General features: G+C 66.0%; 7 protein-coding genes. 6 read left to right on the plus strand and 1 reads right to left on the minus strand.

The features are described 5' to 3' along the window. The first annotated feature begins 87 nt into the window (after window positions 1-87). From P6U31_RS23880 to P6U31_RS23890, 3 genes are all read left to right on the plus strand, one after another. Entirely contained in the window at window positions 88-1,056 is a 969-nt protein-coding gene (locus P6U31_RS23880; protein WP_407184221.1) for a zinc-binding dehydrogenase, read from the plus strand. A gap of 165 nt (window positions 1,057-1,221) precedes the next feature. Continuing rightward, window positions 1,222-2,595: a cation-efflux pump gene (locus P6U31_RS23885; RefSeq protein WP_407184222.1), complete on the plus strand. Its 1,374-nt coding sequence runs from the start codon at window positions 1,222-1,224 to the stop codon at window positions 2,593-2,595. Window positions 2,596-2,830: 235 nt separating this feature from the next. After that, window positions 2,831-5,158 carry a PAS domain-containing sensor histidine kinase gene (locus P6U31_RS23890; RefSeq protein ID WP_407184223.1) on the plus strand — a complete coding sequence of 776 codons (2,328 nt, stop codon included), beginning with the start codon at window positions 2,831-2,833 and terminating at the stop codon, window positions 5,156-5,158. 206 nt (window positions 5,159-5,364) lie between these two features. Here the strand turns inward: P6U31_RS23890 and P6U31_RS23895 are convergent, their stop codons facing one another. Beyond that, entirely contained in the window at window positions 5,365-6,258 is an 894-nt protein-coding gene (locus tag P6U31_RS23895) for a LysR family transcriptional regulator (protein WP_407184224.1), read from the minus strand. 225 nt (window positions 6,259-6,483) lie between these two features. On the opposite strand from P6U31_RS23895, the gene P6U31_RS23900 reads away from it, so the two are divergent. From P6U31_RS23900 to fdhF, 3 genes are read left to right on the plus strand one after another with little or no spacing between them, the layout of a single operon-like run. After that, entirely contained in the window at window positions 6,484-6,972 is a 489-nt protein-coding gene (locus P6U31_RS23900; RefSeq protein ID WP_407184225.1) for a formate dehydrogenase subunit gamma, read from the plus strand. Next, on the plus strand, window positions 6,969-8,525 hold the full coding sequence (locus P6U31_RS23905; protein ID WP_407184226.1) for a formate dehydrogenase beta subunit: 1,557 nt from the start codon (window positions 6,969-6,971) through the stop codon (window positions 8,523-8,525). Before P6U31_RS23900 ends, P6U31_RS23905 begins: the two co-directional genes overlap by 4 nt. A 10-nt stretch (window positions 8,526-8,535) precedes the next feature. Continuing rightward, window positions 8,536-11,409 carry a formate dehydrogenase subunit alpha gene (gene fdhF / locus P6U31_RS23910; RefSeq protein ID WP_407184227.1) on the plus strand — a complete coding sequence of 958 codons (2,874 nt, stop codon included), beginning with the start codon at window positions 8,536-8,538 and terminating at the stop codon, window positions 11,407-11,409.

Genomic DNA, 11,409 nt, shown 5'->3' on the forward strand with positions numbered 1-11,409 from the left:
CGTTCTTTCCCCTCTCCTCGCAAGCGGGGAGAGAGGAAGAACGGCATCGCTCTTCATCCACAATCTCAGATGAGTTCGAGGTAACGCATGAAGGCCTACGTCTATGGTCCTGATGGGGCTCAGATTTCCGACGTCGCTCAACCAAAACCGAAGGGCACGCAGGTGCTGGTTCGCGTCCGCGCCTGCGGCCTCAATCGCGCCGACACCGGCATGCGCAAGGGCCACGCCCATGGCGCCGCGGGCGGCGTCGGCACCGTGCTCGGGATGGAATGGGCCGGCGAGGTCGCCGAGCTCGGACCGGATGCGAAGGGCGTGAAGATCGGCGATCGCATCATGGGCTCGGGCGGCGCGGCGTTCGCCGAATACACGCTGGCCGACCACGGCCGGCTGTTCCACGCGCCCTCGAACATGAACTTCGAGGAGGCGGCCACCCTCCCCGTTGCGCTCGCGACCATGCACAATGCCGTGGTCACCGTCGGCGGCGTGCAGCCCGGCCAGAGCGTGCTGATCCAGGGCGCCAGCTCCGGCGTCGGGCTGATGGCGATGCAGATCGCAAGGCTCAAGGGCGCCAAGCTCGTGATCGGCTCCTCCACCGATGCTTATCGCCGCGGCCGGCTCAAGGAGTTCGGCGCCGACCTCGCCGTCGATTCCTCCGATCCCAAATGGGTCGACGAGGTGCTGGCGGCGACGAACGGCGAAGGCGTCGACCTCATCGTCGACCAGGTCTCCGGCAAGATCGCCAACCAGAACCTCGCCGCGACCAGGGTCAAGGGCCGCATCGTCAATGTCGGCCGGCTCGGCGGCACCCATGCCGATTTCAACTTCGACCTGCATGCGGCCCGCCGTATCGACTATGTCGGCGTCACCTTCCGCACCCGCACCATTGAGGAGGTCCGCGAGATCTTCGAGGAGGTCAGGAAGGACATCTGGGGCGCGGTCGAGTCGCGCAAGCTGCAGCTGCCGATCGACAAGGTGTTCGCGTTCGACGACATCGACAGGGCGTTCGAGCACATGGAGGCGAACAAGCATCTGGGGAAGATCGTGGTGACGCTATAGGTGCCACCGTCATTCCGGGGCGGTCCGCAGGACCGAACCCGGAATCTCGAGATTCCGGGTTCGCCTTCGGCGCCCCGGAATGACGTGGCGCTCCTGCAAATCACTTGCGACTAGCCCTGTGGATCGTCGCTTGATGTTCACCCGCGGGCTGCTAAATCCCCCGCCATGACCTCCCAGCACGACAAGACCTCGGTCGCCGCGATCTCAATCTTCGCCAGCGGCGGCATGGCGGCGGCCAAGTTCGTGGTCGGCATCGCCATTGGCTCGCTGGCGCTGATCTCCGAGGCGCTGCACTCCTCGATCGACCTGGTCGCGACCATCATCACCTGGGCGGTGGTGCGGGTGTCCGACAAGCCGGCGGACGAGGAGCACCATTACGGGCATGGCAAGCTGGAGAGCATCTCCGCGCTGGGCGTCACCGCCCTGCTCTACGTGCTCGCCGGCGGCATTTTGGTCGAGTCCTACAGCCGGCTGCGCGAGGGAACCCCGCCGCCGACCATTTCGGCCGTGCCCTTCGTCGTGCTGGTGATCGACATCGTCGTCAATCTCTGGCGCGCCCGCGCCCTGCACCGCGCCGCGCGCGAGACGCGGAGCCAGGCGCTGGCAGCCGACGCGCTGCATTTCGCCTCCGACGTGATGGGCTCGTTCGCCGTGATCGTGGGCCTGATCCTCGCCGGCCTCGGCTTCTGGTGGGGCGACGCCGCGGCCGCGGCCGCGGTCGCGGTGATGATCGCAGCCCTCGGCCTGCGCATGGCCGGGGCGACCGTGCAGACGCTGCTCGATCGCGCCCCTGAAGGCGCGCAGGAGAAAGCCACGGCCGCGATCCGCAGCGTGCCCGGCGTGATCGACGTCGAACGCCTGCGCGTGCGCATGGTCGGGGCCACCACCTTCATCGACGCCATCGCAAAGGTGCCGCGAACCTATCCGATCGACCGGGTCGAGGAGATCAAGCGCAAGGCGCATGCCGCCGTCGACCAGGCGTTCGGGGACGCCGACCTCTCCTTCACTCCCGTCCCGGTCGCGCGTGACAACGAGACCGTGCGCGACCGCATCATGGTGATCGCGCGCAATTCGGGCCTCGCCATCCACCATGTCACGGTGCACGATCTCGGCGCCAAGCTGATCGTCAGCATCGACCTCGAGGTCGATGCCGGAATGCAGCTCGACGCCGCGCACGAGATCGCCAACACGCTGGAGCGCAACATCCAGGAGGAGTTCGGCGAGGACGTCGAGGTCGACGTCCATATCGAGCCCCTGGAACCGGAGCTTCCGTTCGGGGTCGATGCCACGCCGGACCGGGTGCGGACCATCGCCGCCGCGCTGACGGAATATGCCGCCGGCAGCGAGATCCACGACATCCATAATGTGCGTGTCCGCAACACCGATGCCGGCGAGATCGTCAACTTCCACTGCCGCGCGACGCCGTCGATGAGCGTGATCAGGGTGCACGAGCATGTCGACGCGATCGAGCGCGCGCTGCGGCGCGCATTTCCGAGCGTCAAGCGCGTGATCAGCCACGCCGAGCCGCCGCGCGCGTGACGAAAGAGGCGAAGAACGTGCGAGGAGTCACACGTTCTCGTTTCGGACTCCGCGCGTCCGTGAGTTTGCGGACACGCGATGCACAAACTGCGCGTTGGATAAGAATAATTTCGCGTTATCGATTCGTTGACTCTCGACAGCCCGCGAAAACTGGATTCAAATCAGTGTGATTCGGAAGCGACGTGGGGCTGCTTCCGGACTTCAGTTGCAAGCTGGTTTTCAGGGGGCCGAAGGCATGTCGCGTGCAGACGCCGCGAGCGCGTGCGTCCAATCCGATTCGATCAAGGGATTGGCGCAGTCGATCGCGAAACCTGCCTATCATCGGCTCTTGATCGCGGAGCCAGCGCTTCGTCGCGCCGTGCCGACGCTCATCATCGCGTTCCTGATCACGATCTGCCTCGGCGCGTTCGTGCAGGTGGTCGACCAGACCCGCCAGAAGCGGCTGGTGATCCGCCACGACATCTCGGCGCTCGCCGAGCTGCTCGCCGAACGCATCGACCGCCTCACCTCCGTGCGCCAGGAGCGGCTGAGGAACATCGAGAACCTGCCGACGCTGCTGGCCGATCTGATCCCGTCCTGGGGCACGGCCTCGGGCCGCCATGTCATCGTCACCTCGGCCGGCGTCGACCGCCGCATCCTCGCCCGCATTCCGGTCGACACCGATCCGTCCGGCAACGACCGTCTGCTTGATGCGATCACCACCGCGCAGCTGCTCGCCTCGCCACCGCGCGACGGCGACATCTCGGACATGACGCTGCCGAACGGCAATGCGGCGATGGCGGCCTCGCGCCAGATCAAGTCGCTGCCCGGCTTCGTCACGGTGATCCAGGAGCGCAACGAGCCGATCTGGGGATCGGACGCCGCGCTCTCGGTGACGCTGTCGGCGACGACAGGCTTCGTCGTCCTGATTCTCGGCTTCGCCTTCCACTGGCAGTCCACCCGCGCCCGCGAGGGCGATCTCATCAACGACGCCGTGCGCGGCCGCATCGACACCGCTCTGAACCGCGGCCGCTGCGGGCTGTGGGACTGGGATCTGTCGCGCGGCCGGATCTTCTGGTCGCAGTCGATGTTCTCGATGCTCGGCCTCGACGGTCGCAACGAGCTCCTCACCTTCGGCGAGGTCAACGCGCTGGTGAAGTCCGACGACATCGACCTGTTCGCGATCGCCGACCAGCTGATCTCCGAGAAGATCGACCACATCGACCAGACCTTCCGCATGCAGCATGTCGACGGCCACTGGATCTGGCTCCGCGTCCGCTGCGAGAAGACCCGCGGCGCGACCGATTCCAGCGTTCACCTGATCGGGATCGCCGTCGACATCACCGAGCAGAAGAGCCTTGCGCAGAAGACGGTGGAAGCCGACCTTCGCCTTCGCGACGCGATCGAGACCATCCCGGAGGCCTTCGTGCTGTGGGATGCGAGCGACCGCCTGGTGCTCTGCAACTCGCACTTCCAGCGCCTGCACAAGCTGCCCGACACCGCCGTCATCCCCGGCACCTCCTACGAGACCGTGCTGGAAGTCGGCCGCATGCCGGAGGTGCGCACCCGCCACAATGAAACCGCGAGCCAGGGCCCGGGGGCGCGCACCTTCGAGGCGCAGCTCGACGACGGCAGCTGGCTGCACATCAGCGAGCGCCGCACCAAGGACGGCGGCTACGTCTCGGTCGGCACCGACATCACCCGGATCAAGGAGCACGAGCAGAAGCTGGTCGACAACGATCTGCGCCTGCGCGCCACCGTCATCGACCTCAAGCGTTCGCAGGCCGCGCTCGAGCGCCAGGCGGTCGAGCTCGCCGATCTCGCCGAGAAATACCAGCGCGAGAAGACCCGCGCCGAGGAAGCCAACCAGACCAAGTCGAAATTCCTCGCCAATATGAGCCACGAGCTGCGCACGCCGCTCAACGCCATCATCGGCTTCTCCGAGATCATGGGCTCGGGCATGTTCGGCGAGCTCGGCAGCGAGAAGTACCAGGAATACTGCCAGGACATCCTGACCAGCGGGCACTATCTGCTCGAGGTCATCAACGACATCCTCGACATGTCCAAGATCGAGGCGGGCCGCATGAAGCTCGACTTGGAAGAGCTCGACCTGTCGCGGACGCTGGCGGAATCCCTGCGCGTCGTGACCGGCCGGGCCGAGGACAAGCACATCACGCTCGACGCCGACATCGCAAAATCCATCTCCGTCGTCGCCGACCGCCGCGCCACCAAGCAGATCATCGTCAACCTGCTTTCCAATGCCGTGAAGTTCACGCCCGACGGCGGACGTGTCGTGGTGCGCAGCCGGCAGCTCGACGACAGGATCGTGCTGATGATCGCCGACACCGGCATCGGCATCGCGCCGCATTCGCTGGCGCGGCTCGGCCGCCCTTTCGAGCAGGTCGAGAGCCAGCTCACCAAGACCTATCACGGCTCGGGCCTCGGCCTTGCGATCGCCCGCTCGCTGGCGCAGCTCCATGGCGGCTCGATGCGCCTGCGCTCGAAGATCGATGTCGGCACAGTGGTGCGCGTGACGCTGCCGCGCGACGCGGTCAAGGCGGCCGGGATATCGGCTGCGGCTTGAGTTTCACGAGGACTGCCGGCGGGCTTGCTCCGCCTCTCCCGCTTGCGGGAGAGGCCGACACGCTCGCAGAGCGTGGCGGGTGAGGGTTCTTTCCTTTTGGCGATTGTCCCGCTGCGGAGACACCCTCTCCCCACCCCTCTCCCGCAAGCGGGAGAGGGAGCCCAGCGCCGATGCCGTTACATCGTGCGCACCAAGTGCCTTCTGATTCAGGATTGCAGCGTCGGCGCCACTTCACGCGCGACATTGACCAGCGCTGCGATCAGCGGCGTCATCGGGTCGCGCTGCGGGATCACCATGCCGATGCTGTAATTGACGTCGGGCTCGACGATCGGGATCGAGCGCACCGTATCGGAGAGGCCGAGCGTCTCGGCCAGCTTGGCCGGCATCACGCTCGCCCAGCGCCCGGTCTTCACATGCGTGAACAGCACCAAGAGCGAGTTCGAGGTCAGCGTCGGCGTCGCCTCCGCACCGACCGAGCGCAGCGCGCGGTCGATGATGCGGCGGTTCTGCATGTCGGGCGTCAGCAGGCATAGCGGCACCTGCCCGACCTCCTTCCAGGTGACCGTCTCGCGGTCACCGAACATCGCATCCGGCGCAGTCAGCAGGCGATAGCTCTCGTTGTAGAGCGGAATCGTGCGCACCTTGCCGATCGGCTCGTTCTCGATATAGGTCAGCCCCGCATCGACCTCGAGATTTTCCAGGAGTCCCAGCACCTCCGACGAGGTGGTGGACTGGATGCGGAAGCGCACCTCCGGATGCCTGGCGCGGAACGGCGTCGTCAGCGCGGCGACCATGCCGAGCACGGTCGGGATCGCCGCGATGCGGATCTCTCCGGACAGCTGATGCTTCAGCCCGTTGATCTCGTCGCGCATCGCGCGGGCATCGCCGACGATCCGCCGCGCCCAGTCGAGCGCCCGCTCGCCTTCGGGCGTAAAACCCTGGAAGCGCGAGCCGCGCTGGACCAGCATCACACCGAGAATCTCCTCGAGCTGCTTGAGCCCGGTCGACATCGTCGGTTGCGTCACGCCGCAGGCTTCCGCCGCGCGGCCGAAATGCCGCTCCTTCGCCAGCGCCAGCAGCAATTCAAGCTTGTCGATCAACCGGTCGTCCCCTCGAATTCCGTCGTGGCATGCAAGCTAGCATGCCGCGCCTGCACCAACACGCAAAAACCGGCAGCCGATACAACTTTTCATTAGCCATTCGTATCGATCGATTGCGGTTGCAAATCGATCTGAATTCGCGATCGCAGCATGAGACAGCTTTATTGATCTTCGAATGATTCCAAATAGTTTGCCGTGAAGGAACGCTCAAGTTGAGAACCAGGAATGACAGCCACTTACGAGTCTCGTTACGAGCCTTGGGACGACACGCGCGGCGCCGAGATCATCGCTGAACATGCCGGGCAGGAAGGCGCGACGCTCGTCATCCTGCATGCGCTTCAAGGAGCGTTCGGCTACGTGCCGGAGGCCGCCATTCCGATGGTGGCGCAGGCGCTGAACCTCTCCCGCGCCGAAGTGCACGGCGTTTTCACGTTCTATCATGATTTCAGGCACAAGCCGGCCGGCCGACGCGTGCTGAAACTGTGCCGCGCCGAAGCGTGCCAGGCTGCCGGCGGCGATGCGCTGGCGGCGCGCGCCGAAGCCAAGCTCGGCGTGTCGCTCGGCAACACGACGCCCGACGAGCGCGTCACGCTGGAGCCGATCTACTGCCTCGGCCTGTGCGCAACCGCGCCGTCCGCGATGCTCGACGGCCGGCTGATCGGCCGGCTTGACCAGAAGCGCCTGGATGCGCTCGTTGCGGAGGCGCAGCGATGAGCATGCGAATATTCGTCTCGCGCGACGCAGGCGCGGTCGCCGTCGGCGCCGATGAGGTTGCGCTGGCGCTGGAGCAGGCCGCGGCCAAACGGGGCGTTGCCGTCGAGATCGTCAGGACCGGCTCGCGCGGCATGTACTGGCTCGAGCCGCTGGTCGAGGTCGCAACCCCGCAGGGCCGCATCGCCTTCGGCCCGGTGACCGAGGCCGATGTGCCCTCGCTGCTCGACGCGCTCGCCAGCAACACGCCGCATCTGTTGCGGCTCGGTGCAACCGACGAGATCCCCTGGCTGAAGCGCCAGACCCGCCTCACCTTCGGCCGCTGCGGCGTGATCGACCCGCGCTCGCTCGACGATTACCGCGCCCATGGCGGCTACAAGGGTTTTGAGCGCGCGCTCTCGCTGGGACCTGATGCGATCCTGAACGAGGTCACGGCATCTGGCTTGCGCGGCCGCGGCGGCGCGGGCTTTCCGACCGGCATCAAGTGGAAGACGGTCGCGCAGGCCAGGGCCGACCGCAAGTTCATCGTCTGCAATGCCGACGAAGGCGACAGCGGCACCTTCGCCGACCGCATGATCATGGAAGGCGATCCCTTCCTGGTGATCGAAGGCATGACCATCGCCGGCATCACCGTCGGCGCGACCAAGGGCTACATCTACATCCGCAGCGAATATCCGCACGCGGTCGAGGCCATGAACGCCGCGATCGGGGCCGCGAAGCGCGGCGGCTATCTCGGCGACAAGATCGGCGGCTCGGCCACCAGCTTCGATCTCGAGGTCCGCGTCGGCGCCGGCGCTTACGTTTGCGGCGAGGAGACCTCGCTGCTGGAGAGCCTCGAAGGCCGCCGTGGCATCGTGCGCGCCAAGCCGCCGCTGCCGGCACACCATGGTTTGTTTGGCAAGCCGACCGTCATCAACAACGTGCTGTCGTTCGCGGCCGTTCCCTTCATTCTCGCCGAGGGCGCCAAGGCCTATGCGGATTTCGGCATGGGCCGCTCGCGCGGGACGATGCCGATCCAGCTCGCCGGCAACATCCGCCATGGCGGGCTGTTCGAAACAGCGTTCGGCGTGACGCTCGGGGAGCTCGTCGACGACATCGGCGGCGGGACGTTCACCGGCCGCCCGGTCCGCGCCGTGCAGGTCGGCGGGCCGCTCGGGGCCTATTTCCCGCGCGCGCTGTTCGACACACCGTTCGACTACGAGGCATTCGCCGCGCGCGACGGCCTGATCGGTCATGGCGGCGTCGTCGTGTTCGACGACAGCGTCGACATGCGCAGGCAGGCGCGCTTTGCCATGGAGTTCTGCGCCATCGAATCCTGCGGCAAGTGCACGCCGTGCCGGATCGGCTCGACCCGCGGCGTCGAGACCATCGAGAAGATCATCAATGGCGAGCGCGTCCATGAAAACCTCGCACTGGTCGAGGATCTCTGCAACACCATGAAATTCGGCTCGCTCTGCGCGCTCGGCGGCTTCACGCCCTACCCCGTGCTCAGTGCTTTGAAGCATTTCCGGGAGGATTTCACCCCCATCCCGACCACGCTTCAGGCCGCGGAATAGGAGAACGACGATGTCTCTGATCGAAGAAATCGACTACGGCACGCCGGCTTCCAAGTCGGAAACGATGGTCACGCTGACCATCGACGGCAGAGAGGTCACCGTGCCCGAGGGCACCTCCATCATGCGCGCCGCGATGGATGCCGGCCACCAGATCCCAAAACTCTGCGCGACCGACATGGTCGACGCATTCGGCTCGTGCCGGCTCTGCCTCGTCGAGATCGACGGCCGCGCCGGCACGCCGGCCTCCTGCACCACGCCCGTGATGAACGGCCTCGTCGTGCACACCCAGACCGAGCGGCTGAAGAAGCTGCGCAAGGGCGTGATGGAGCTCTACATCTCCGACCATCCGCTCGACTGCCTCACCTGCGGCGCCAATGGCGATTGCGAGCTGCAGGACATGGCGGGTGCCGTCGGCCTGCGCGACGTGCGCTACGGTTATGAGGGCGAGAATCATGTTTTCGCCAAGACGAACGGCTGCACCAACGACAATTGGATGCCGAAGGACGAGTCCAACCCGTACTTCACCTACGATCCCTCCAAGTGCATCGTCTGCTCGCGCTGCGTCCGCGCCTGCGAGGAGGTGCAAGGCACTTTCGCGCTGACCATCTCCGGCCGCGGCTTCGACAGCCGCGTCTCGCCCGGCATGAGCGAGAGCTTCCTCGGTTCCGAATGCGTCTCCTGCGGCGCCTGCGTGCAGGCCTGCCCGACCGCGACGCTGACGGAAAAGTCCGTGATCGAGATCGGCCAGCCCGAGCATTCGGTCGTGACCACCTGCGCCTATTGCGGCGTCGGCTGCGCCTTCAAGGCCGAGATGCGCGGCGAGGAAGTCGTGCGCATGGTGCCGTACAAGGACGGCAAGGCCAATCGCGGCCATTCCTGCGTCAAGGGCCGCTTCGCCTGGGGCTACACCAATCACAAGGAACGCATCCTCAAGCCGATGATCCGCGAACGAATCGAGGATCCCTGGCGCGAAGTCTCCTGGGACGAGGCGTTCTCCTTCGCCGCCGCCAAGCTGCGCGGCATCCAGAAGAAATACGGCCGCGATGCCATCGGCGGCATCACATCGTCGCGCTGCACCAATGAAGAGACCTATCTGGTGCAGAAGCTGATCCGCGCCGGTTTCGGCAACAACAATGTCGACACCTGCGCCCGCGTCTGCCATTCGCCGACCGGCTATGGCCTCGCCACCACCTTCGGCACCTCGGCCGGCACGCAGGATTTCGACTCGGTCGAGGAGACCGACGTCGTCGTCGTGATCGGCGCCAATCCGGCCTCCGCTCACCCGGTATTCGCCTCGCGCCTGAAGAAGCGGCTGCGCCAGGGCGCCAAGCTGATCGTGATCGATCCGCGCCGCACCGAGATGGTGGAATCGGCGCATGTGAAGGCGCTGCATCTGCCCCTGATGCCCGGCACCAATGTCGCAGTCATGACCGCGCTGGCCCATGTCATCGTCACCGAGGGCCTCGTCAACGAAGCCTTCGTGCGCGAGCGCTGCGACTGGAGCGAGTTCGAGGAATGGGCGGCGTTCGTCGCCCAGCCGAACAACAGTCCGGAAGCGACCGCCATCCTCACCGGCGTCAACCCGAAGGACCTGCGCGAAGCCGCCCGCACCTACGCGACCGGCGGCAACGGCGCGATCTATTACGGCCTCGGCGTCACCGAGCACAGCCAGGGCTCCACCACCGTGATCGCGATCGCCAACCTTGCGATGGCGACCGGCAATATCGGCCGTCCCGGCGTCGGCGTGAACCCGCTGCGCGGCCAGAACAACGTGCAGGGCTCCTGCGACATGGGCTCTTTCCCGCACGAGTTGCCCGGCTACCGCCATATCTCCGGCGATGCCGTTCGCGACCAGTTCGAGGCGCTGTGGAATGTCAAGCTCAACCCGGAGCCGGGCCTGCGCATTCCCAACATGTTCGACGCCGCGGTCGAAGGCACGTTCATGGGGATCTACGTGCAAGGCGAGGACATCCTCCAGTCCGATCCCAACACCAGCCACGTGGTCGCGGCGCTGTCGGCGATGGAGTGCGTCATCGTTCACGACCTCTTCCTCAACGAGACCGCGAACTACGCCCACGTCTTCCTGCCCGGCTCGAGCTTCCTCGAGAAGGACGGCACCTTCACCAACGCCGAGCGCCGCATCCAGCGGGTGCGCAAGGTGATGACGCCAAAGAATGGCCTTGCCGACTGGGAGGTCACGATCGGTCTTGCCAAGGCGATGGGCTTCGAGATGAAGTACAGCCACCCTTCCGATATCATGGACGAGATCGCGGCGCTGACGCCGACCTTCGCCGGCGTCTCCTACGCCAAGTTGGACGAGCTCGGCTCGGTGCAGTGGCCGTGCAACGACAAGGCGCCAGAGGGCACGCCGGTGATGCATATCGACGGCTTCGTCCGCGGCAAGGGCAAGTTCGTCGTCACCGAATATGTCGCGACCGACGAGCGCACCGGCCCGCGCTATCCGCTACTGCTCACGACAGGCCGCATCCTCAGCCAGTACAATGTCGGCGCGCAGACAAGGCGCACCGAGAACGTGGTCTGGCATTCTGAGGACCGCCTCGAGATCCATCCGCACGACGCCGAGCAGCGCGGCGTGCGCGACGGCGACTGGGTGCGGCTGAAGAGCCGCGCCGGCGAGACCACGCTGCGTGCGGAGATCACCGATCGCGTCGCGCCGGGCGTCGTCTACACCACCTTCCACCATCCGGACACACAGGCCAACGTCATCACGACCGACTATTCGGACTGGGCGACCAACTGCCCCGAATACAAGGTCACTGCGGTGCAGGTCTCGCCCTCGAACGGCCCGTCCGACTGGCAGAAGGCCTATGATGCGCAGGCGCGGCAGTCCCGCCGCATCGTGCCGGCCGAAGCCGCGGAGTAA

Source organism: Bradyrhizobium centrosematis (assembly GCF_045571495.1).
GTDB classification, from domain to species: Bacteria; Pseudomonadota; Alphaproteobacteria; order Rhizobiales; family Xanthobacteraceae; genus Bradyrhizobium; species Bradyrhizobium centrosematis.

Bases quoted from the DNA above. Each gene is read 5' to 3' on its own strand.
- P6U31_RS23905 (WP_407184226.1), top strand. From the start codon at position 6,969: ATGAGCATGCGAATATTCGTCTCGCGCGACGCAGGCGCGGTCGCCGTC.
- P6U31_RS23885 (WP_407184222.1), top strand. From the start codon at position 1,222: ATGACCTCCCAGCACGACAAGACCTCGGTCGCCGCGATCTCAATCTTC.
- P6U31_RS23890 (WP_407184223.1), top strand. From the start codon at position 2,831: ATGTCGCGTGCAGACGCCGCGAGCGCGTGCGTCCAATCCGATTCGATC.
- fdhF (WP_407184227.1), top strand. From the start codon at position 8,536: ATGTCTCTGATCGAAGAAATCGACTACGGCACGCCGGCTTCCAAGTCG.
- P6U31_RS23880 (WP_407184221.1), top strand. From the start codon at position 88: ATGAAGGCCTACGTCTATGGTCCTGATGGGGCTCAGATTTCCGACGTC.
- P6U31_RS23900 (WP_407184225.1), top strand. From the start codon at position 6,484: ATGACAGCCACTTACGAGTCTCGTTACGAGCCTTGGGACGACACGCGC.